The organism is Paenibacillus sp. Soil522 (assembly GCF_001428245.1).
Taxonomy (GTDB): Bacteria; Bacillota; Bacilli; order Paenibacillales; family Paenibacillaceae; genus Pristimantibacillus.
Map to the genome: position 1 here is coordinate 1 of NZ_LMRV01000055.1, position 23,395 is coordinate 23,395.

Annotated in this window: 19 protein-coding genes; 17 read left to right on the top strand and 2 right to left on the bottom strand. The window is 50.6% G+C overall.

All coding sequences use genetic code 11. The annotated features are described in order from the left end of the window. Nucleotides 1-150: 150 nt before the first annotated feature. Nucleotides 151-999 (bottom strand): thermonuclease family protein, encoded by an 849-nt coding sequence (locus ASG81_RS17625; RefSeq protein WP_056636840.1) that lies wholly within the window; start codon nucleotides 997-999, stop codon nucleotides 151-153. Nucleotides 1,000-1,242: 243 nt separating this feature from the next. Between ASG81_RS17625 and ASG81_RS17630 the strand changes: the two genes are divergently transcribed. The 7 genes from ASG81_RS17630 to ASG81_RS17660 all read left to right on the top strand — a co-directional run bounded on the left by ASG81_RS17630 (nucleotide 1,243) and on the right by ASG81_RS17660 (nucleotide 8,548). Then, nucleotides 1,243-2,946, top strand: a complete 1,704-nt coding sequence (locus tag ASG81_RS17630) for a DNA repair helicase XPB (protein WP_056636846.1) — start codon at nucleotides 1,243-1,245, stop codon at nucleotides 2,944-2,946. Next, on the top strand, nucleotides 2,943-4,973 hold the full coding sequence (locus ASG81_RS17635) for a helicase-associated domain-containing protein (protein ID WP_056636851.1): 2,031 nt from the start codon (nucleotides 2,943-2,945) through the stop codon (nucleotides 4,971-4,973). The genes ASG81_RS17630 and ASG81_RS17635 overlap by 4 nt, the downstream gene beginning before the upstream one ends. Nucleotides 4,974-5,043: 70 nt before the next feature. Next, the gene (locus ASG81_RS17640; protein WP_056636854.1) at nucleotides 5,044-5,538 is read left to right on the top strand and encodes a YlbF family regulator; all 495 of its coding nucleotides are present in this window, start codon (nucleotides 5,044-5,046) and stop codon (nucleotides 5,536-5,538) included. A 112-nt stretch (nucleotides 5,539-5,650) separates the two neighbouring features. Then, nucleotides 5,651-5,914: a YlbG family protein gene (locus ASG81_RS17645; protein WP_056636856.1), complete on the top strand. Its 264-nt coding sequence runs from the start codon at nucleotides 5,651-5,653 to the stop codon at nucleotides 5,912-5,914. A gap of 276 nt (nucleotides 5,915-6,190) precedes the next feature. Then, complete coding sequence (locus ASG81_RS17650) at nucleotides 6,191-6,628, top strand: hypothetical protein (protein ID WP_056636858.1); 438 nt, start codon at nucleotides 6,191-6,193, stop codon at nucleotides 6,626-6,628. Between the two features lie 130 nt (nucleotides 6,629-6,758). Then, complete coding sequence (locus ASG81_RS17655; protein WP_056636860.1) at nucleotides 6,759-7,670, top strand: selenium metabolism-associated LysR family transcriptional regulator; 912 nt, start codon at nucleotides 6,759-6,761, stop codon at nucleotides 7,668-7,670. Further along, complete coding sequence (locus ASG81_RS17660; protein WP_235548921.1) at nucleotides 7,661-8,548, top strand: PHP domain-containing protein; 888 nt, start codon at nucleotides 7,661-7,663, stop codon at nucleotides 8,546-8,548. Before ASG81_RS17655 ends, ASG81_RS17660 begins: the two co-directional genes overlap by 10 nt. 215 nt (nucleotides 8,549-8,763) lie before the next feature. On the opposite strand, the gene ASG81_RS17665 is transcribed toward ASG81_RS17660, so the two are convergent. Next, a complete protein-coding gene (locus tag ASG81_RS17665; RefSeq protein WP_056636862.1) occupies nucleotides 8,764-10,533 on the bottom strand; it encodes an Rqc2 family fibronectin-binding protein in 1,770 nt (589 codons plus the stop codon). A 180-nt stretch (nucleotides 10,534-10,713) separates the two neighbouring features. Here ASG81_RS17665 and ASG81_RS17670 point away from each other — a divergent pair, with 180 nt between their 5' ends. The 10 genes from ASG81_RS17670 (at nucleotide 10,714) to priA (ending at nucleotide 23,372) form a co-directional block, all read left to right on the top strand. After that, nucleotides 10,714-13,497: a calcium-translocating P-type ATPase, SERCA-type gene (locus ASG81_RS17670; protein ID WP_056636864.1), complete on the top strand. Its 2,784-nt coding sequence runs from the start codon at nucleotides 10,714-10,716 to the stop codon at nucleotides 13,495-13,497. Nucleotides 13,498-13,618: 121 nt separating this feature from the next. Beyond that, on the top strand, nucleotides 13,619-14,449 hold the full coding sequence (dapF, locus tag ASG81_RS17675) for a diaminopimelate epimerase (RefSeq protein ID WP_056636867.1): 831 nt from the start codon (nucleotides 13,619-13,621) through the stop codon (nucleotides 14,447-14,449). A 30-nt stretch (nucleotides 14,450-14,479) separates the two neighbouring features. Further along, the gene (locus ASG81_RS17680; protein WP_056636870.1) at nucleotides 14,480-16,354 is read left to right on the top strand and encodes a bifunctional homocysteine S-methyltransferase/methylenetetrahydrofolate reductase; all 1,875 of its coding nucleotides are present in this window, start codon (nucleotides 14,480-14,482) and stop codon (nucleotides 16,352-16,354) included. Nucleotides 16,355-16,694: 340 nt separating this feature from the next. Then, complete coding sequence (gene remA, locus ASG81_RS17685) at nucleotides 16,695-16,955, top strand: extracellular matrix/biofilm regulator RemA (protein WP_005548256.1); 261 nt, start codon at nucleotides 16,695-16,697, stop codon at nucleotides 16,953-16,955. Nucleotides 16,956-16,968: 13 nt separating this feature from the next. Further along, entirely contained in the window at nucleotides 16,969-17,586 is a 618-nt protein-coding gene (gmk, locus tag ASG81_RS17690) for a guanylate kinase (protein WP_056636873.1), read from the top strand. Nucleotides 17,587-17,602: 16 nt separating this feature from the next. Continuing rightward, on the top strand, nucleotides 17,603-17,812 hold the full coding sequence (rpoZ, locus tag ASG81_RS17695; protein WP_056636877.1) for a DNA-directed RNA polymerase subunit omega: 210 nt from the start codon (nucleotides 17,603-17,605) through the stop codon (nucleotides 17,810-17,812). A 509-nt stretch (nucleotides 17,813-18,321) separates the two neighbouring features. Beyond that, the gene (locus ASG81_RS32855) at nucleotides 18,322-18,876 is read left to right on the top strand and encodes an NUDIX hydrolase (RefSeq protein WP_056636883.1); all 555 of its coding nucleotides are present in this window, start codon (nucleotides 18,322-18,324) and stop codon (nucleotides 18,874-18,876) included. 104 nt (nucleotides 18,877-18,980) lie between these two features. After that, nucleotides 18,981-19,505 carry a YfiT family bacillithiol transferase gene (locus tag ASG81_RS17710; protein WP_056636886.1) on the top strand — a complete coding sequence of 175 codons (525 nt, stop codon included), beginning with the start codon at nucleotides 18,981-18,983 and terminating at the stop codon, nucleotides 19,503-19,505. A gap of 163 nt (nucleotides 19,506-19,668) precedes the next feature. Next, nucleotides 19,669-20,883, top strand: a complete 1,215-nt coding sequence (gene coaBC / locus ASG81_RS17715; RefSeq protein ID WP_056636891.1) for a bifunctional phosphopantothenoylcysteine decarboxylase/phosphopantothenate--cysteine ligase CoaBC — start codon at nucleotides 19,669-19,671, stop codon at nucleotides 20,881-20,883. Further along, entirely contained in the window at nucleotides 20,880-23,372 is a 2,493-nt protein-coding gene (priA, locus tag ASG81_RS17720; RefSeq protein WP_056636895.1) for a primosomal protein N', read from the top strand. Before coaBC ends, priA begins: the two co-directional genes overlap by 4 nt. The last annotated feature ends 23 nt before the right edge of the window (nucleotides 23,373-23,395 follow it).

Sequence of the window (23,395 nt, forward strand, 5' to 3'; positions counted from 1 at the left end):
GATTACAGGCGAAATTAAACGGCCTCAGTCCGATGGAATTTAGGACTAAGGCCGCATAACTGGTTTTTATTATTTGTACTGTCTACTTGACGGGGCGCAGTTCATAGGTACACCTCCGGCAGCCTTATTTTGTTATGGAAGGCATCTCGGCTAATCATCTTCCCAGACGGCTACTAATTCGTTGTTTTCGTTGTAGAGCTCAGCTGGATCCGATTCTTTGTTATTCCAAATATTCGCTGCACCCCATTGAAGCAGGTCAAAGTCCGAAGATATTGCCTGGTCTGCAGAGGTGATGACCACTTTTTGCTTCGCGTCCAAAACGTAGTGCTCAAACGGGTAGGTCTGGTTGCCGCGAACACTGATGAGCTTCCAGCCATTCATAGGGATCATTTCATTTGTCGTATTGGCTATGGTGACAAGCTCAGCTTGTTTGTCTACCTCGATGAGAATACCGTTTCGATCCGCTTTCTTCACAGGGAAAACGATAGGATTGCTTTCGGAGCTGCTGCTCCAAAGACCTTGCTTTGCTTGCTTGGCTTGCTGCTCAAGTTGTTTGTATGCGTTTTCCATCTTGACGTTTGGTTCAACAATTAATACTCTCGCCAGACCTTGCTCCAACAGCAGCTCGTTTAATATCCGGCCGTCCTTAAGCTCGACGACCGCAAGCGTACGCTCGAAACGATCAGTCAGCTCCTTGTCGAAGGATAGCCTGACCTCTTGTGATTCAGTCAACAGCTTCTCGGTAAAAGCGGATGCCTCAGGTCCGAACGCCTCCACCGGGTTATTAGGTTTCTTTGTTTCCGGCGTATCTACATAAAGCAGCCGTATCGTCGTTTCATCGGAACCGGTTTTGATCTTAAAGGTGTCGCCGTCAATAAAGCCGGCTACCTGATACCATTGGTTCGTTTGAATAACATTCGAGGAAATCTCAGAAATGGTCGAACAGCCGGCAAGCGGCATACAAATGAGCATGAGGAGAATGATTATAATTCTTTTCATCGATGCGGTACCTCCAGCCCGGTTTACGGTCAAAATAGGAACTACTTATTACTATAACACATTTCGCATATGAAAATCGCGCAGAGCAATTTATAGCAGAGGCATAAAAAAGTGTTAAATTTTGCATACTGTCAGAAAGAAGAACTCTGTTTAGGCTTATGCTTTCGAAGTACGTTTGTTCCACAAACGTAAGCTTATGCTTTCGTAGCAGGTTTGTTCCACAAACTTTTAAGGAGGAGAAGGATGCACGATCTTAATGAAAGGCCATTGATCGTTCAATCGGATTTAATGGTGCTGCTTGATGAGAGCAAGCCTTTGGCACAGCAGGCAAGAGAGAAGCTCGTTCTCTTCATGGACGCCATAAGAAGAGCAGGCTCTATACATACTTATCGCATGACGCCATTAACGCTTTGGAATGCGGCGGCTGCGGGAATCGCAGCGGACGATATTGTCGGGTGGCTGTCGGAATACGGACGGTATGAGCTGCCTTTTCAAGCGGAGGTAATGATACGGAGGCTGATTGGCAGATACAATAAGCTCTGGCTGACGACCGATTCGGATAAGCTGGTCCTGCATGGTGATTTGACTATAATGAATGAGCTGAAAGAGCAACCCTCCATTATGAGCTGTATTACAGCACCGCTGGAGGCCGCTGCTTGGGTGCTGAACGAAAGCTGCAGAGGAGCCCTGAAGCAGGAACTGACGCGTCTTGGATATCCTGTCATTGATATGGCGGGCTATCATTCCGGCGAAGCGCTTGCCCTGCAGCTAAAGGATCGTACGTCAAGCGGACGCAAATTCGAATTGAGGGACTATCAGCAGTCTGCGGTTGAGCTCTTTTATAAGGAGGGGACGGTGCAAGGAGGCAGCGGCGTAATCGTACTGCCATGCGGAGCGGGAAAAACGATCGTTGGAATTGCTGCACTGACTCGTTTAGGCAGAGCAACGCTTATTCTCACCTCCAATACGACCTCAGTCAAGCAGTGGAAGAACGAGCTGCTAGATAAAACGTCGCTGATGGATGCGGAGGTGGGTGAGTACTGCGGCACGTTGAAGCAGGTTCGACCGGTTACCATCGCCACCTACAACATTTTAACGCATCGAAAGTCGAAGGAGGCTCCCTTTACTCATATGAAGCTGTTCTTTGAACGGGATTGGGGGCTCATTATATACGACGAGGTGCATCTGCTGCCAGCTCCGGTATTCCGGATGACTGCGGATATACAAGCAACCCGGCGGCTCGGCTTAACGGCCACATTGGTTCGGGAGGATGGCTGCGCCGAGGATGTTTATTCCTTGATCGGCCCGAAGCAATTTGACATGCAGTGGAAGGCGGCGGAGGCCGGCTCTCATATTGCTGCTGTTTCGTGTACAGAAATAAGGGTGCCTCTCCATAAAAATAAGGAGCTTGTGTACGCACAGGCCAGCGCTCGTTCAAAGCTCAGATTGGCAGCTGAAAATCCGGGTAAAATCCCGGTCGTCCAGAGGCTTTTGCGTGAGCATACAGGCAAGCCGACCCTCATTATTGGGCAATATTTGAATCAGCTGCATGAGCTGTCCAAAACGCTGTCGGCCCCCGTGCTTACCGGAGAGGTGTCCCAGCAGGAGCGGCAGCAGCTGTATGACAGCTTTAAAGCAGGAGATCTATCGGTGCTGATCGTTTCGAAGGTAGCGAATTTTGCCGTTGATCTGCCTGATGCGGCAGTCGCAATCCAGCTCTCAGGCAGCTTTGGCTCGCGGCAGGAGGAAGCGCAGCGGATTGGAAGATTATTGAGACCGAAGGCCGGTAATAATTGTGCATGGTTTTATACGATTGTGACGGATCAAACGAAGGAAACGGAATTTGCGATGAAGAGACAACTGTTTATGCTTGAGCAGGGCTACCATTATGAGAGACTAAGCTTACCGCATGATGATTCGGGGATTGAGGAGGCTGCGGCTTTATGAAAATGCAGCAGCTGGCAGCTAAGCTTTCCACAGAGCATATGGCGAGCTTTATGCAGGCGCCGGCATGGCATTCAGCCAGTCAAAAGGGGCTGACATGGGCTGAGGCGGCTGTAAAGGACGGGGCTATTAAAGAGGCTGCAGCTTTGCTGACGCCATATGCAGCGGAGGTTTTCAAGGAGTTGCTTCGTCTCTTTGCGGCTATGCCCGTTGAAGGAGAGCGGCTCATTAAAGAATTGCGGAGGCACACCGGTCTATCAGGTGCCGAATGCCAGCATGGAATAGCAGTGCTTGAGGAGGCAGGCATTTTGTTTTCCGTGCAAAAAGTATGGGGGGAGAATCTGTATTTTACGCCGTTGGAATGCTTCACCGGATGGCAGAGGGCATTATTCCCATGCACAGCCGAACCGATATCCGTTCATGAGAGGGAAAGACTAATGAATGGCGTCATGAGGCCTTATTGCAGACCGTTGGGAAGACAGCTGTTATCTGCCTTTTCTGCTTTGGGAAGATGCGGTTTAGGTCTTACGGTTAGCGGTACGCTTCCTAAAAAAACGGTGGCCAAGCTGATGCAGGCTGTCGATATCGATGAACGCTATCTAAAAACATTCGATTTAAAATGGTCTTATCCGGACGTTTATCCTTTGACCGTGGCCTTTATTCTGGAAGCTGCGTCTGCATTTGGCTTGCTTGATGCTGCGGAAGGATCACTGAAATGGAACGAAGTGATGCTAAGCGGCTGGCTTAAGCTTGAGGAAGCAGCAAGGGAGCGTCAATTAATGAATTGGTGCCTAGGATTGCTCCTTCCTTCCGGAGCGGGAAGCGCACATTTAGCGGGGGCATTGATTGGATTGCAGGCAGGGGAATGGTATTCGGAGCGGGATATGGAAAAATGGCTGCGTGAGGCTACTGGAATGGATATGCTGACTAATGAAGGCATTACGGAGCTTGGCTGGTTCGGATTATGGCATAGCATGGGATGGCTCGAGCTTGTGGATTGTCATCAATCCGATGATAAGGAGATGTTTTTCAGATGGAAGTCTTCCGCGCCTTTGTTAAATGACAGCCAAACAGGTATCCCGGAGTCTTCTCCTTTCATAGCTGTTCAGCCGAATGGAGAGGTGATGGTTCAGCCGGAATGTCCCTTCAAGATCAGGTGGGAGCTGGAGCTGCTGGCGGAACGGAAATCGGATGAGCAGATCGCAGTCTACCGGCTGGAAGCCGCCTCGATATCCCGCGCACTGGAGCTTGGCAGAACACGGGCGGTCATTCAGGCTTTTCTTCAGCAGTCTTCGGGCGGAGCAGCCTTACCCCCTACGGTGGAGGCGTTGTTGGAAGTATGGACCAGCCGCGCATGCCGCACTGAATTTGCGGAGGTTGTGCTGCTGCGCTGCGATAACGAAGCGATGGCGGCGATCGTCCAGAATGATGCGGCCCTTGCTCCAATGCTCCTTCAAAAGCTTGGTTCCTTAGACTTCATTGTGAATAAGTCTCAAATCAATGAAATTAAAAGCATGCTGCAGAAAGCGGGCTATCCTGCACGCAAGGCGATACAATCAGGCGCTCGGAACGAACAACCCGGTTATCCAATTATTCATTCAGGATGTGAAGACGAAAGAGTTCTGGAAATATGCGCAACAGAAAAGACTAAAACGACTGCACCTTCTTATATTTATGAAGCTTTTCCGCTTCACCATTTTGAACTGAATAAATATGCTGCCAGGAAAAAGCTTCAAGCCTTTTCTCAATTGGAGCAAGTGCCTGCGATGTGGACGAAGCAGCTTCGCGCTTATCACCACTCTACGAGAAAGGAGCTTATTGAACAGGCGCTGCAATGGCAAACACCGGTGCAGCTGCGAATGGATCGCGAGCTTCGTTCATTTATTCCTGAGAAGCTCGAGCAGAAGGATGGCGGCTGGGCTGTCGTTGGGCTGCTGCGGGACGAACCGCAGCGCGAGTTGATCCGGCTTACACCGGATATGTGGGAGGAAATGCGGCTGGTCATTCCCGGTCAAGGAGCACCAATATAATTTCTAACTATTGGCTAAGCGAATATGATATGATAATGTAGAAAAAAGCGAATTGAAATGAGGTGGATGAATGCCAACGGCTGAAGGTTTAACGGCTGTTCAGTTGGAGCAATCGCAAGGCGGCGTTTCTTCTCTCGATATGGCGTCACTGCTGCTTTGTGCTTATGAATTAGGTGATTGGATCAATCAATCGGCTGAAGTTGCCGAATATTTATATTGGAAGTCGGCTGTGAATGAAGACGATGAAGTAAAGCAAATGTCGAAACGATTCGCGAAGGCAAAGGAGCTGTTTGCCGAATGCGAACGATTTGGCCGCTTTCACCCCGATTACAACGAAGCGAAAGACAAGGTAAAGCAAATTGAACGAGAGCTGAGCGAAATCGAAAGCGTTCGCCGCTTCAAGTTCGCGGAACAGGTCGTAGATGATATGCTTTACGATGTATCTCGTACCATTGCGGAGTCTGTTTCGGACAATATTAAAGTGCCCGGCAACGAAAAGGCCGGCGGCGGGGGCAGCTGCGGCAGCGGCGGTTCATGCAGTTGCGGAAGCGGCGGCTGCGGCTAATTTGATGCAGAACGCGGGCATTTGGTTTACGCTTATGAAGCAGGCTTGCGCGCAAACCTAAGCATATGCTACGAAGTAAGGTTTGCAGTGCAAACCTTTTAGGAGGGAAAGGATGCTACCGGATCGAACGGGATATATTGTATGGGTAAGTGATTTGAAAGCGGCTAGATCACTGGAAAGATTCGGGACGGTTCATTATATGTCGAGGAAGATGCATTACGTCGTCATGTACATGAATGCGGAGCGTTCTGATGAGGCTGTGCGGCAAATGGGGAAGCTTCCGTACGTTCGTAAGATTGAACGTTCTTACCGGAATGAAATTAAGACCGAATACAGTAAAGACAGTGAAGATAAAACGAGATTTTACAGCTTATAGAGAGCGTGAACGGTCAGCGCCGTTAATGACGGCGAAAGTTCATAGCGCTTAAATGATAAGCAGGTGCATGAATGAAAAATATAATCAATTATTTTCATAAAACGCACTTCTCAGTGACGAATAACGCTGAGAAGTGTTTTTTTATGCACTTATATCCATTAACTTACAAAAATGGTCTGACTTCAATTTATTGTTGTATTATCGGACAATCGTGGTAAAATGGAATTAAATTCATAGTATAAAAGCCCTGGTTCCTTGGAAGGAGTAGGTTGCGCATTGAAAGATAAAATGACGAGAAGGTGGAGCACATACGAGTCGTTTTATATCGATCTAGGCGATAAGAAAGTAGCGGATATCGTCATTACGAACCATGCCAAGAGTCGGTGGTTAGACCGGATCGAAAGCGAGAAAACCGGTTTTGAAGACATTGCTGAATTTCTATGGGAATGTTTGAAGCAAGGGCGGATCGAGCCCTATTACCGCAACGAACAGGATGTCTATTTAATTGACGATGATCTCGTATTTGTTGCTGAATTTGCTGAATCACTTACGGAAACGGATATTACCGGAATCCCTTTACATAAGATGATCATCGTAACCTTCCTGGGGCGCATGTCAGAAACCATTGAGCTTAGGGATCTTAAGTCCTATTATTCATGGCTTCGTCATTCTCGGCGCATGACTCTTGTAAAGAGCAGCAGAAAACGAAAATAAATTATTATTACTATACAATAATGAGCCGAGCGTGCAATCTGAATAAGATTGCACGCTTTTTTGATACGGTTGTAAGATTCTGTACAAGCTTTGTAGTATAATAAGCACCAGAAGAAAGGATGATTGGTTCATGGCGCTTAATTTTCATCAGCTGCACATATTTTGTACGGTTGCGGAACGCGGAAGTTTTTCAGCGGCGGCGCAATCATTACATATGACTCAGCCGGCCGTTACAATGCAAGTACAGTCACTGGAGGACTATTTCGGCACGAAGCTGCTGCAGCGCTCTACGAAACGGATTGAGCTGACGGAAGCTGGAAGGGCGCTTATGCCTTACGCTCAGCGCAGCATCGATTTAATTCGCGATACGGACCAGGCGATGTCCGCTTTCACGAAGCAGTTGAAGGGAAGACTTCAGCTCGGCTCGAGCTTAACGATAGGCGAATACATTTTGCCGCGCTTGCTCGGTCCGTTCGGTCAGGAGTATCCGCATATCTCAATAAGCATGAAAGTAATGAACACCTCGCAAATCATGGAAGATATTTTAACTCATCAGCTAAATTTTGGTTTGATCGAAGCTCCGGTTAATCATCCGGATATGCATATGGAAGCGGTTATGAGTGACGAGCTTAGATTGATTGTTTCCAAATCGCATCCGTTAGCTGAGCGTTCTTCCGTCACTTTAGAGGAAGTTATGAAATTTCCCTTCGTGCTCCGTGAGCAGGGCTCGGGGACTAGACTTGTTATGGAAGAGCAGCTGAGGAGGAAAAATATCGATCCCGCTTCGATGAAAATCGTAATGGAGCTGGGAAGCACGGGCGCTGTGAAATCGGCTGTTGAGGCTGGCTTAGGCATTTCCTTCGTCTCTTCCTCATCCGTAAAGCATGAGGTGGCGCTCGATTTAATCCGGATGATCAAAGTGTCGGATTCCAAGTTTCAGCGACAGTTTTATTCCATTTATTTGAAATCGGCTATATTGCCGATATCAGCCGTAACCTTCCTAACCTTTCTGAGAGAGAGGGATTTACAGCAATGGCTCTAATGAATGGTCGTGCTGATTTGCACACGCATACAACGGCTTCAGATGGCATGCAATCTCCGGCAGAGAACGTCCGATTGGCTAAAGCGGCGGGACTTTCGGCGGTCGCCATCACGGATCATGATACGGTCGCGGGCGTAGCGGAAGCGATGCTGGAGGGGGAGCGCCTCGGCATAACGGTTGTACCGGGTGTTGAGATGAGCACGGTTGCAAACGGGACGGATATTCATATTCTTGGTTATTACACGAATAATGATGATGTAAAGTGGCTGACGCGTCTCGCAAGCCTGCGCGGAATAAGAGATCAACGGAATGAGATGATCGTAAATAAGCTGCGGGAGCTCGGCATTGCTCTAACAATGGATGAGGTCATAGCTGCCGCACATGGAGAAAGTGCGATGGAATCGCAGAAAGCAGCTGACGCCAGCATCGGTCGCCCGCATATTGCTGCGGCGCTAATCCGCAAGGGTATCGTCTCTAATATGAAGGAAGCGTTCGATCGTTATTTAAAGACAGGTGCAGCGGCTTATGTCAATCCTCCAAGGCTGAATCCGTTTGAGGCCATTGATTGGATACGGGAGGCCGGCGGCACAAGCGTTATTGCGCATCCCGGCTTATACGGCAATGATTCATTAGTAGAGGAGATCATTCGTTACGGCGTTCAGGGGATCGAAGTGCTCCATTCTGACCATGGGCCCGAAGAAGAGCGGCGCTATGCTGGGCTCGCAGCGAGTTATCATTTGATTGCTACGGGCGGCTCGGATTTTCATGGTTCGCGTTCGGGAGTCGTTTTTCATGGTGCCATAGGCAGTCGTACAGTTCATGCAAATGTGCTGCAGCAGCTGGAGCCTTCTTGGAGAAGACAGCAATATGACGCGTAAATCCAATTCGATTTATGAAGCAGCGATACGCGGAGCATTGTTTCCTGATTGCGGAAATGGCAAGAGCTGCATAAAAAAATCAAAAACACGGCTTCTTATTCCAGGTGAATGAGAGACCGTGTTTTTTGATGTTTAAGCTCGTATGAGCTGCTGGCTATTACATAAGATTGTTGAACGCATTTTTTATTTTTGGCATAAGTTTAAACTTCGGCCGTTTACTTTAATTCACATGCCAGCGATTTAATGCGCTGCTCGTCCGGTGTTATAAACAGCGTTTTTTGGTTGTCGTAAATGACGAAGCCTGGCTTCGCGCCGTTTGGCTTCCGTACATGCCGAATGAACGTGTAATCAACCGGAATCGAGCTGGAGTCGCGAGCTTGACTATAATGCGCTGAAAGCATTGCCGCCTCCTCAAGCGTTGCATTGCCGAAGTCGCCGCCTCTGATGACGACATGCGAGCCGGGAATATCCTTCGTATGAAGCCATGTATCGGATGGCGAGGCGAGCCGGTTCGTTAAATATTCGTTTTGCGTATTGTTTTTGCCTACATACATTGTTACACCTTCGGAGGAGGTGTAGCAATGCAAGGTTGGCTTAAGCGCTTTTTTCTTTTTCGGTCCGCGCCGGCCGCGCTCCTTCATATAGCCCTGTTCCACGAGCTCGTCGCGAATTTCGCCTATATCGCCAAGCGAGGCGTTATCGACCTGCTGCAGCAGCGCTTCAAAATATTGAATTTCGGTACGGGCGATCTCCATTTGCTCTGCGACGATGGATAAGCTGTTCTTATGCTTCGTGTACCGCCGGAAATAACGCTGCGCGTTGTCAGAAGGCGAGAGCTGAGGATCAAGCTCAATCGTGACCGTGGCTTGATCCTCATCATAAAAGTTAATGAGCTCTATTGAAGTATCGCCGCGTTTCATTTGATGCATATAAGCCGTAAGCAGTTCGCCTAATACTCTATATTTCTCTGCAGCGTTCGCCTCGACGAGCGTTTCTTCCAGCTTTTTAATTTTTGTGATGTTTTTTGCTTTTTCATTTTGGACGAAACGGATGAGGTCCGCGGCACGCTGCTTAACGGTGTCCCGTTCGGCCTTGTTGCCGTAGAAGCCCTCAAGACAAGCGCTAACGTCAGGGAAAACCGCGGCTTCTCCGTCAATATGCGTGAGCTCCGTGATCGAGAAAAATGATTTTCCGGTATCCGTATTTGTTATGATAGTAGGCTTGTATTGATCCTTCTTTACCAGCTGGATAAAGCTTGCGAAGCTGCTCCATATTTCGCTTATGGTCGGCTGCGATGCGCCTTCTGCATTCGGAAGCTTGTCTGCGTCAGGCTGCGCGCGATACACGAGCTCCTTGGCGAGCAAGGGGCTGAAGCCGCTAAGCTTATCTACCAGCCTTTTATAAAGTGGTGCAGTCTCATCGGTGTCGCTTAGCGCTTCCGAAAATTGCTGCTCGTCTGCAATCGTTAAAGGATCGAGCTTGCCCTGCTCAGGCGGAGAGGTGTAAATACTGCCCGGCAATACAATACGATGGCTGCTAATTGCAGGAGTGACATGATGTATGCCGTCATGAATAATGCCCGTTGATGGATCCATCAAAATAATGTTGCTGTGACGTCCCATGATTTCGATAATAATCGTTTTGTTCGATAAATCGCCGAGCTCGTCGCGATGCTTCACTTCGATATGAATGATGCGCTCGCGCCCGATTTGACGAATGGATTCAATGACGCCCCCCTCGCAATGCTTCCGTAGCAGCATGCAAAACATAGGCGCTTCCATAGGGTTGACGTATGTGCCTGTCGTCCAGTGCACGCGAGGATAGGTCGGATTGGCGGACACAAGCAGCTTGCCCTGCATACCCGCGCCGCGAATGCTGAATACTAGCTCGTGGTCGGTAGGCTGGTGAATTTTATATATACGCGCGCCGACGCAGCGCTGAAGGTCATGCGTGATCGCATGGGTGACGATGCCGTCTAATGCCATGGTGTATGGTTCCTCGCTTCCTTGGTTAGTCTTTCTCTATCATGCCATAGATGAGACAAAAACTTAAGTCCTTCATGGGATATTTTGTGGGCTGTCCGAATACATTTACCCTATAAAGGCTGTCCGAAGGGCCGGCGCCGTTGCTGCTTGGCTCGGTATATTACGGGAGGGAGTTATACCATGGAACAAATGAAATGGCATCAAATGGGGATAAGTGAGTTGGTTGACGCGTTAGTCAGCTCCCCGGATCAAGGGCTGACGACGTCGGAAGCGGCGCAGCGGCTGGAAAAACACGGACGAAATGAATTGAGGGAGGGCAAGCGCGTCTCGCCGATCTTATTGTTCCTCAATCAATTTAAAGATTTTATGGTGCTTGTATTGATGGGAGCGACATTAATTTCCGGCTTGCTGGGAGAATATTTAGACGCGATTACGATTGTCGCTATTATTGTAATTAACGCGGTACTTGGCTTCGTTCAGGAATTTCGGGCGGAACGCTCGCTGCGGGCGCTAAAGGAATTGTCTGCCCCGACGGCCAAAGTTATTCGCGGAGGAGAATTGCTGACCGTCCCTGCTAAGGAGCTCGTTGCAGGTGATCTTATTTACCTGGAGAGCGGAGACCGGATTCCGGCTGACGTGCGTCTGCTCGAAGCGAACAGCTGCTATGTAGAGGAATCTGCTTTGACGGGAGAATCGGTGCCGGTCGGGAAGCATGCTGCGGCTATCTGCGATGATGATCTGCCTTTAGGTGATCAGCGAAACATTGGATTCATGGGCACGATGCTCACGCGGGGCACGGCAAAAGCGGTTGTCATTCGTACGGGCATGGGTACGGAAATGGGTAAAATCGCGGGTCTTATCGAGCAGACGGAATCGATGGAGACGCCGCTGCAGCATCGGCTGGAGCAGCTTGGCAAAATTTTAATCGTCGTTGCGATAGGATTGACGATCATGGTTGTCGCAGCAGGTATTTTGCACGGCCAGCCAGCATACGGCATGTTTCTGGCCGGTGTTAGCTTGGCGGTTGCGGCCATTCCGGAGGGACTGCCGGCTATCGTGACAATCGCGCTCGCGCTGGGCGTACAGCGGATGATCAAACGGAAGGCAATCGTACGCAAGCTGCCGTCTGTCGAGACGCTCGGCTGCGCATCGGTTATTTGCTCGGACAAAACGGGGACGCTGACTCAAAATAAAATGACGGTTACGCATGTATGGATAAGCGGGAGGCAGCTTGAAGTAAGCGGTGAAGGATATGATCCGACAGGCGCTATTTATGAAGATGGCAACGCGCTTGATATCAAGCATGATTTATCCGTTAAACGTCTTCTCCAGGTGAGTGCCTTATGCAATAATGCTCAGCTGGTGAAGGTGGAACCGGCGGATAAGGGCAAACGGAAAAATAAGGAAGTGCAGGAGGAATGGCTGCTTAAGGGAGATCCGACAGAGGGTGCGCTAGCGGTGCTGTCAGCCAAGCTGGGCTCCTCCGCCAAATCGCTGGAGCAGCTTTACAGACGGGAGAAGGAGTTTCCCTTTGATTCGGAGCGGAAGCGGATGTCAGTCGTGGTTTCTCATCAAGGCGGACGTCTCATCTGTACGAAGGGAGCTCCTGATTTGCTGATGGATCATTGCTCCTATGTTCTCTGGGAGGGAAAGGTTGTGCCTTTCACGGCGACGCTTAAACGCAAATGCGCGGAAGCGGGCGAGCTTATGGCACAATCCGCGCTTCGGGTGCTCGGCCTTGCCTACCGTGATTTACGCGTCAGCGATGCTTGCGAGACGGAAAGCGATGCGGAATGCCAGCTTGTATTCGTAGGTCTGACCGGCATGATCGATCCGCCGCGCCGCGAAGTGAAGGAAGCGATCGCCACTTGCAGACGCGCGGGCATTAAGACGGTTATGATAACCGGCGATCATCAACTGACGGCCGAAGCGATTGCCGGGCAGCTTGGCATTATGCCGCGCGGCGGCATCGCAACGAGCGGCAGACAGCTGGAGGCGATGAGCGACGAGCAGCTTGACCGGCTGGTGGATAACATTTACGTTTACGCACGCGTCTCGCCAGAGCATAAATTGCGGATCGTTAAGTCGCTTCAGCGCCAAGGGCATGTCGTTGCGATGACCGGCGACGGCGTTAATGACGCTCCGGCGATTAAAGCGGCTGATATCGGCATCGCAATGGGCATTACCGGAACGGATGTATCGAAGGAAGCCTCAGCGCTCGTGCTGAGCGACGACAACTTCTCGACGATAGTAGCCGCTATTGAGGAAGGGCGGGGCATTTACGAAAATATTCGCAAATTTATCCGTTATTTATTAGCATCCAACGTCGGAGAAATACTCGTAATGTTTCTCGCGATGATGGCGGGGCTGCCGCTGCCGCTGGTGCCTATCCAAATTCTTTGGGTCAACCTGGTTACGGACGGCTTGCCGGCGATGGCGCTCGGCGTCGATCAGGCGGAGAAGGATTTGATGCAGCAAAAGCCGCGTTCGGCCAAAGAAAGTATTTTCTCCCGCAGGCTCGGCTGGAAAATCATTAGCCGAGGAATATTGATCGGGGTGTGTACGCTAGGTGCTTTCTGGATTTCATTGCATGACGCGCCCAGCAGCGCAGCGCAGCTGATGAAGGCACAGACGGTAGCATTCGCAACACTCGTCATGGCGCAGCTCATTCACGTATTCGACTGCAGAAGCTCGCGTTCTATTTTTCACCGCAATCCGTTTCAGAATAAATATTTGGTGCTCGCCGTGTTCTCATCGCTGCTGCTTATGATTGGCGTGCTTTATATCGAGGCGCTGCAGCCCATTTTCAAAACCGTTCCGCTTAATTTCCGCGAATGGTGTCTCGTATTTGTAGCCGCAGGAATTCCTACTTTCGTAATGGGAATTGGCAGCGTGCTGGGCACCTCGAAGAAAACGAAGACCAAAACAAAATGGCCGATCGGACCGCAAACCGCGGCAAGATAACAAAAAAATGCAAATGATGATACAAATTATGAATAGCCTTTCTTCTTGCTTTGCGGTATGCTATTAGGAATAAATAATAGCTTTATTATACCTAGAGATGCGGCAAGGAGAGGGCAAACAGATGAATTTCACAAAAATGCACGGTTTAGGAAATGACTTTGTCGTTATAGCAGGCGAGCAGCAGCTTCCTGATCATGTGGCGGATTTGGCAATCCGGCTTTGCAATCGATTTTTTGGCATCGGCGCTGATGGACTTGTCTATATTTTACCTTCGGAGATCGCAGATTTCCGTATGCGCATTATTAATTCCGATGGTTCAGAGGCAGAGCAATGCGGCAATGCCATCCGCTGCGTAGCTAAATATGTTTACGATAATGGCTTAACCGATAAAGAAGTAATTACGATCGAAACGTTAGGCGCCGGCGCCCAGAAGGTGCAGCTCACTGTTTCGGATGGCGAAGTATCATCTGTACGTGTTGATATGGGAGAGCCGATTTTGAATGGCCTTCAGGTGCCGACTACAATCGATGCCGAACAGGTTATCGAGCATCCGATCGAGGTGGATGGACATGAATTCCGTTTCACCGCCGTATCGATGGGTAACCCGCACTGCGTCATTTACGTAGACGATGCTGTACACTTTGATCTGAGCACATGGGGACCGAAGCTTGAAACGCATCCGTTATTTCCCCGCAAAATCAATGTTGAGTTTGTGACGGTTAACTCCCGTACGCATACCGATATGCGCGTATGGGAACGCGGCGCGGGCCCTACGCTAGCTTGCGGCACCGGCGCATGCGCAACGCTTGTCGCTTCGGTGTTGACCGGCGCGACAGACCGGACCGCTACCGTATCGCTCAAAGGCGGCGATCTTCTCATTGAGTGGAATGAGTCCGATAATCATGTTTATATGACTGGTCCGGCTGCGGTATCGTTCCGCGGCACGCTTTAAGAGCAACGTAAGATGGGTGGAATGAATATAATGAAACCGGATTTGCGGGAAGCGCTCCAGCAGCGTATCTTGACCGGGGACGGCGCGATGGGAACCTATCTGTATCAGATGGGGTTCCCTGTCGGCGTTTCTTATGAGGAATTTAATACACTGCGTCCCGATGTGATCGAGAACATTCATCGCCGCTACTACGAAGCCGGGGCGCGTGTAATCGAGACGAATACGTTTTCGGCCAATTTTGAGAAGCTTTCGAAATATGGCTTAGAGGGCGAGATGGATGCTATTAACCGTGCCGGCGTGCGCGCAGCCCGTGCTGCGATCGGTGATGATGCCTACGTCGTAGGAGCGGTTGGCTCCATTCGCGATGGTAAATTAAAAAATTTGCGAACGGCAAAAGTAATCGAAGCTTATCAGCGTCAAATGCATGCGCTTCTTGATGAGGGCGTGGACGGCATTTTGCTTGAAACGTTCTATGATCTCGATGAGATGCTCCTTGCGCTTCGGATTGCAAGAGCTGCTTCCGACGTTCCTGTTATTTGCCAGTTTGCGGTTGAGGATGTCGGCCGCACGCAGGACGGGAACGGGATGAAGGGAGCCTTTGATCAGCTTCAGGAAGCCGGTGCTGACGTGGTCGGTTTTAATTGCCGCAGCGGCCCTACCGGCATTATGAGGGCGATCGATTCGATAGCGGGACCAGTCGGTTTACCGTTATCGGTATATCCGAACGCAGGTATACCGGACTATATAGACGGCAAATATACGTATTCCGCGGGCCCTGAGTATTTTGCGGAGACAGCCCAGCGCTTCGCCGACCGCGGCGCACGCCTAATCGGCGGCTGCTGCGGAACGACGCCGGAGCATATTAAGGCAATTGCTGCGGCGCTTGATGGCTATATCCCTCAAATCGGACAACCTGCGGCAGCTGTGGCAGCGGTAGAGAAGATTGTCATAAAGCCGAATGAGAAGCCGGCTGCAGAAGACAAGGCACCGCAAAAGCTTGCTGTACAGGAGCCGTCAATCGTTGATCTGGTGCAGAAACGCCATACCGTCATTGTTGAGCTGGATCCGCCTCGTGATCTGGATATCCGCAAGTTTATGGACGGCGCTGCCGCGTTGAAGGAAGCGAAGGCGGATGCGGTTACGATGGCTGACAATTCGCTTGCGGTTACGCGCATGAGCAACATTGCGCTTGCAGCGCTTGTACAGGAGAAGGTAGGCATACGACCGCTCGTTCATATCGCATGCCGCGACCGCAACTTGATCGGGACGCAGTCTCATATGATGGGGTTGGACGCGCTCGATATCGACCACGTACTGGCTGTAACCGGAGACCCTGCACGGTTCGGCGACTTGCCGGATTCAAGCTCGGTATACGATCTTACCTCTTTCGAAATGATCCGGATGATTAAGCAGCTGAATGACGGAACGGCCTTCTCGGGCAAGCCGCTCAAGCAAAAGGCGAAGTTCGTCGTAGGTGCTGCGTTTAATCCGAACGTCAAGTATTTGGATAAGGCTGTACAGCGTCTTGAACGCAAAATATCGTCAGGTGCGGACTATATTATGACGCAGCCCATTTATGATCCGGACCTTATTGAACGAGTCGCGGAAGCGACGAAGCACCTATCCGTGCCTGTATTTATCGGTATTATGCCGCTTGCCAGCGGACGTAACGCTGAATATTTGCATAACGAGGTGCCGGGCATTCAGCTATCCGATGAGGTTCGGCAGCGGATGTCGGGTCTCGAAGGGGAAGCGGGCCGGGCGGAAGGCGTGCAGATCGCGAAGGAGCTGCTTGATGCCGCTTTGCCGTATTTTAAAGGGATCTATTTAATTACGCCGTTTATGTTCTATGAAATGGGTGTTCAGCTCACGGAATATGTGTGGCGGAAGACAGAGCGTATGTAGCTAAATACGATAGAATGAATGCGAAAAACAGCCTTTTTGGCCTGTTTTCGCATTTTCGCTTGTTCGTTTGTGAAAAATCAATTAATATGAAGCATAGATACAGTTGCCACATATATGCAGCATGGCAAGGACAGACTGCCCAAATGCAGCTGCGGCATATGCCGATGCATGCCCCGGGACGTATGTCCGGCACTTTTTTCGTCAACAATAGTGCAGTAGTTCTGTCGGTATTTGGCAAGAACGCAAACTTGTCGTATTCACATTTATAAATATAATAGGGTATTTGATCATTTGAAGGCAGATGCACAAGGGAAGGCCGTAGGCGAAGGAGGAACCAGGCTTGGCTATCAAACTAATTAATATCGGATTCGGGAACATTGTATCAGCAAACCGCATTATTTCAATCGTAAGCCCGGAATCAGCTCCGATTAAGAGAATCATTCAAGAGGCGCGCGACCGGCATATGCTCATTGATGCGACATACGGACGCCGCACGCGCGCTGTTATTATTACAGATAGCGATCATGTGATTTTATCGGCTGTTCAGCCGGAGACGGTTGCGCACCGGTTGTCCACTAAGGACGACGATAACGACGAATAGTACGGGGAGTAATATGGATAAGGGATTGCTAATTGTATTGTCCGGCCCTTCGGGGGTTGGCAAGGGGACGGTTTGTTCGGTTCTTCGTAATAAGGTTCCTGAGCTGGTGTATTCTGTGTCGGCAACGACCAGGCTGCCGCGTCAGGGTGAAGTAGACGGCGTCAATTATTTTTTCAAAAGCAAAGAGCAGTTCCAGGACATGATCGCGCGAGACGCGCTGCTGGAGCATGCCGAATATGTTGGTAATTACTACGGAACACCGCGTGAATTCGTAGAACGCACATTAGCGAGCGGCAAGGATGTTATTTTGGAGATCGAAGTGCAGGGAGCGCTTAAGGTGAAACAAAAGTTTCCCGAAGGCATTTTCGTATTTCTATTGCCTCCGTCCTTGGATGAGTTAAAGCAGCGAATTACCGGCCGTGGCACGGAATCATTGGATACGATCAATAATCGTATGTCTGTCGCCGTTGATGAGATGAATTTGCTCGGTCACTACGACTATGCGGTATTGAATGATGAGATAGATGCTGCCTGCGATCGTATTCGAAGCATCATGATTGCAGAGCATTGCCGCAGAGACAGATATTTGCCCTACGTTTCGGGAATGGTTGCTGCAATTGAGAAAGCATGAGTGAGGAGAATGTACGATGTTATATCCGTCCATTGACGAAATGGTGAAAAAAGTTGACAGTAAATACACGCTTGTCGTAGCAGCTTCCAGACGTGCCCGCATGCTTCGCAACGGAGACAAGTCGGAGCTTAGAAACCCGCGCTCCCGCAAGTTTGTGGGTGTTGCGCTTGAAGAAATTTACGGCGATATTCTCCAAGTGGAAAACCTCTCAACAAAAGAGGATTAATCGATTACCGATCATAGCAAAGAAACAACGGGGTGCATACTGGCGACAGTATTGCGCTCCGTTTTCTTTTCCCGAGCAATAAGGGATACAAAAGGCGCTTGCCATTTGGTAAACTATTTGAGGTGGAAAGGGGCGGCTTGCTTACGAAGCTGCTTTCTTTCGGAAACCTGGGAGGAGGGGGAATATGGACCCTATATTGTTTGGGATTATTTTTTTGGTCATTTCCATGCTTTTGCTGTCGTTCGTTATACGGGGTGCTATTGACTCATCCAAATTGACTAAACAGATGGAGACGCTAAATAGTGAGTTTCAAATGCTCAGAAAAGAAATAAGTGAAAATAAACATATCGTTGACAAAAGGGTGTAATGCACGGATTAGAAGAGCGAAGTGAGGTTGGCCCCTTGCAAATGAACAGGAGCTTTATGAAATAAAGGAATCATTAAGCAAAGTCATACCGTTCATAGGTCAACAATCAATTAACAAATAAATAAAAAGGAAGTCTGCACGAATGAACAGAGAATTAGAAGCGTATCCTGCTCTATCAAAGGGCATTGTAATGGGATTTGTTGAAAATTGCTTTTCACTCGATTATGAGGTGGATGAAGGGCTGGTCAGCAATATAAGCATCATTCCTACAGTAGGCGAGCAATATGTGGTGATGAAGCTCGATAACGGAAGATGGGAGCTTGCCGGAGGGACGCTGGAGCCGCAGGAGCACCATATGGATGCACTCGTGCGTGAGGTGAAGGAGGAGCTTGGCGCTGAGCTTGTTTCGTACACGCTGTTCGGATGCTTTAAATGCCGATCGTTCGCGTCCGAACCTTATAGGCCGCACATTCCGCATCCAAAGTTCGTTAGACTTGTCGGATATGGGGAGGTTCGTCTCGTTGGAGCTCCGCTTAATCCGCCTGATGGCGAGCAGGTCATTGCCGTTGAAGCCGTGGATATTGACGAGGCTGTGAAACGGTTCGAGGAGATTGGCCGGTTCGACATTGCCGAGCTTTACAAGCTGGCTCATGAGCTAAGAAGCGAAGCTCGCAATTATTTGCAGAATCAAGTATAATTGACCGCTCGAAATGTGAATGGTCTGGTTAGATTTTGCACCAGCATATGGTATGATAGAAGATGTGATTGAAGTTGCAGGACGATTGAACAGGAGGGAACGGAATGGACAAATTACGTTATCCGATTGGCAGGTACTCGTTCGATGGAATGACTGTTAAGCATCGTGAGCAGTGGATTGCAGATATAGAGAAGCTGCCTGCGCAGCTGAGAGCGGCGCTGGCGGATTTGGATGCGGAGCAGTTAGATACGTCTTACCGGAGCGGCGGCTGGACCTTGCGCCAGGTTGCGCATCATCTCGCGGATGCTTCAATGAATTGTTTCTCACGCTTCAAGCTTGCGCTCACGGAGTCCAATCCGACGATCAAGCCTTTTAACGAAGAGCGCTGGGCGGAGACGGCGGACAGTCTGCAAGCTTCTCCAGACATCAGTTTAGCGATCGTAGAGGGCATTTATGCGCGATGGGTATTGCTGCTTCGTTCGATGCAGCTTTCTGATTTTGATAAAATGTTCTATCATCCGGAGAAGGGCAGTCAGATTGGCCTAGCTTATTTTCTAGGATTTGTAGCGTGGCATGGCAAACATCATGTTGCCCAAATTACGAGCTTAAGGGAACGCAAGGATTGGTAGCTTAAGCAGAGGATTTGGCGGGTGGATGAAAACAGCAGCCTATGTGAAAATATAAGAAATGACAAGCTTGCTGTTCATGATGCGGCTTATTATTTCATCGCGAAACGGGCTGTCGCCGCTATAGGACGGCAACAGCCGTTTACGCTCGACAGGGAGAATCACCATGTTAAAAGGGAAATCGATTATACTCGGCATTACAGGCGGAATTGCAGCTTATAAAGGCGCAGCGCTATGCAGCAAGCTGGTGCAGGCGGGCGCGATTGTGCACATTATTATGACGGAATCGGCGACGAGATTTATAACGCCGTTGACTTTGCAAACGTTATCGCGAAACCCGGTCTATATCGATACGTTCGATGAGAGAGATCCTGCGGTCGTATCGCATATTCATTTGGCCGATCATGCGGATTTGATCGTTATCGCTCCGGCAACCGCTAATGCGATTGCAAAGCTTGCCGGAGGCCATGCCGATGATATGCTCAGCACGACGCTGCTTGCGGCAACTTGTCCGGTATTGGTCGCTCCGGCGATGAATGTACATATGTATGAGCATCCTGCTGTTGTTAATAATCTGGAGCTGCTTGCAGCGCGCGGTGTTATGTTCGTGGAGCCTGGAACGGGCCAGTTAGCCTGCGGTTATGTCGCTAAGGGACGGCTAGCGGAGCCTGAAGATATCGTACTTGCGATCGAGTCATGGTTTGGCAGAGGCGGCAAGCTGAAAGGGAAACGGGTGCTCGTAACCGCAGGAGGTACGATGGAGCGGCTGGATCCGGTAAGATATTTGACGAATGATTCATCCGGCAAAATGGGCTTTGCGATAGCGGAGGCGGCACTGTTAATGGGAGCCGATGTAACTTTGGTTGCCGGCCGTACCTCGGTGGCGCCTCCTGCGGGCGTTAAAGTCATTCGGGTAGAGTCCGCTGAGCAAATGCTGGAAGCAGTGACGGGCATCTATGACGATATGGACATTGTCGTGAAATCGGCCGCTGTTGCAGACTATCGGGCTGTGCAGATCAGCGGCCAGAAGCTGAAAAAAAGCGGCGAGAAGCTTGTGCTGGAGCTTGAGCGTACGACGGATATTTTAGAGACGCTTGGGCAGCGGAAGCAAAATCAATTTCTCGTTGGCTTTGCTGCAGAAACAGAGGATATCGATCATTACGCGATGGACAAGCTGCGCAGGAAGCATTGCGACCTTATCGTAGCAAACGATGTAAGCTTGGATGGGGCGGGCTTTAACGGAGATACGAACATCGTTCAAATATTTGGTTCGGAAGGGCTCGTGGAAGCTATGCCGCTTTTATCCAAGCGCGAGGTTGCGGTTCACTTGCTGGAATTGATTGCAGGAAGGCTTGCCTATTCCGGAGGGAACGGCAAATGATTGCTAAAGTAATTGTAGACGTGCCGAGCCGCCAGACGGATCGGCCGTTTGATTATAAGGTGCCTGCTGGATTTGAAGAATGGATCGAGGTGGGAAGCCGCGTCGGCGTTCCTTTCGGTGGCCGTGTGCTGCAGGGCTTCGTGACGCAGCTTACTGATACGACGGACATTGACGTCAAGCGGCTCAAGCCCATTTCGGAGCTGCTGGATCACGTTCCGCCGCTGCTGCCCGATCTTATCGAGCTGGCAAAATGGATGAGCGAGAAATATTGCTGCTCGTGGACGATGGCGCTGCAGGCGATGATACCGGCAGCCTTGAAGGGGAAGGCCGAGCGGCTTGTCGGCATTCAGGACGAAGAAGCGGCAAGGGAGGATCTTCCTGCGGCAATGACCGAATGGATGGGAACGAGCGGACAGCTGGTTAAGCTGGAGGTGCTGCTGGAGCGTTTTCCGGAGTATGCGAAGGCAGTGAAGTCCGCTCTTCGCGAAGGTGTGCTGGTCGAGCAAACCTCGATACGCGACCGTCTTGCTGTACGCAAAGTGCTGACCGTGTTCGTTCCTGAAGACGCGGAGGGCGTTCGCGCCCAAATGGACGCTTTGCCGCCTAGAGCTGCGAAGCAGCGCGAGGTGCTTGCTTACATGCTGGAGCATGGCGGACCGCTGCCGCTTGGACAGCTGCTCGCTCAGGCGGGCGGCTCAGCGGCCAGCGTTCGCTCGTTAGCGGAGAAAGGACTGATTGAGCTGCGCGAGGTGGAGCAGCAGCGCGATCCTTATGCGGGCCGGGAGTTCGAAAGAACGACTCCTCTCGAGCTGACTGAAGGCCAGAGGGATGTATATGCCCGGATCTCCAAGGCTGTTGATGCAGGCGAGCCGCAGACGATGCTGCTGCACGGGGTAACGGGAAGCGGCAAAACGGAGGTTTATTTGCAATCGATCCAATTTTGCCTGGAGCAGGAGAAGCAAGCGATCGTGCTCGTTCCTGAAATTTCGCTCACGCCTCAAATGGTTGAACGCTTTAAAGGACGGTTCGGAGATGCGGTTGCGGTGCTGCACAGCAGGCTGTCGAACGGAGAGCGTTACGACGAGTGGCGCAAAATCCGCAGCCGCCAGGTACAGGTAGCCATTGGAGCGCGTTCGGCTATTTTTGCACCGTTTGAACGTATTGGACTTATTATAATTGATGAAGAGCATGAATCTTCTTATAAACAGGAGGAAAGCCCAAAGTATCATGCGCGCGATGTGGCGGTAAGAAGAGCGAAGCAGCATGGGGCGGCGGTAGTGCTTGGTTCGGCAACGCCGTCACTGGAGTCCTTCGCGGCAGCAACCCGTCCGCTCTCGGCACGTGACCAAGGCCGTGAGCCGGCGCTGCTGCCGATGCCGGATCGCGCCCTCGGCAGACCGCTCCCGCCTGTAGCCGTCATCGATATGCGGGAGGAGCTGAAGGAAGGCAACCGCAGCATGTTCAGCCGCCTGCTGCACAGCTCGCTCGCGGAGCGGCTGGAGCGCGGTGAGCAGTCGGTGCTGCTGCTAAATCGCCGGGGCTACTCGACCTTCGTCATGTGCCGCTCCTGCGGGTATACGGCCGCTTGCCCGCACTGCGATATCTCGCTTACTTATCATCAGAAATCGCGTGCGCTGCGCTGCCACTATTGCGGGCATGCCGAGCAAGCGCCAACTGTGTGCCCGTCCTGCCAAAGCGAGCACATCCGTTATTTCGGCACCGGCACGCAGCGGGTCGAGGAGGAGCTCTCGAAGCTGTTTCCGGGCATTCGGGTGATCCGAATGGATGTCGATACGACCACGGAGAAAAACTCGCATGAGAAGCTGCTCAAGCAGTTCGGAGAACGGAAAGCGGATGTGCTGCTTGGCACTCAAATGGTAGCGAAGGGCCTCGATTTCCCATTCGTTACATTAGTTGGGGTGATCGCGGCGGACACATCGCTTAATTTGCCTGATTTTCGCGCTGCCGAACGAACGTTTCAACTGCTTACGCAGGTCGCTGGGCGCGCCGGCAGGCATCATTTGCCGGGTGAGGTTGTCATACAGACCTATGCGCCCGAGCACTATGCGGTCGTAACGGCGCAGCAGCATGATTACGCTGCTTTCGTCAGCGAAGAGCTCCGCCATCGCAGTACGATGGGCTATCCGCCGTATTGCAGGCTGATTCTCGTCACGATGTCGCATGAGCAGCTGCCCTTGCTTTCCTCTATCAGCGAGCAGTTCACTTCAGACCTGCGCGAGCTGGCCGAGAATGATGGTGTATTGCTGCCGCTTAACAGTGGGTTTAGCAGAGCGCTTGAGGTGCTTGGACCAGTCGCATCGCCGATTTCGAGAATGAAGGATCGCTACCGTTTTCAATGTGTGATAAAATATCGTGGGAACATCGATGCTTCATCCTTCGTTCGAAAGGCGCTCATTCCTTATACAGACGGGCCGCCGCAGCGTCAGGTGCAGTTCAGTATTGACGTAGATCCACAAGTTATATTATAAATAGCTATTACTATTTTAATGAT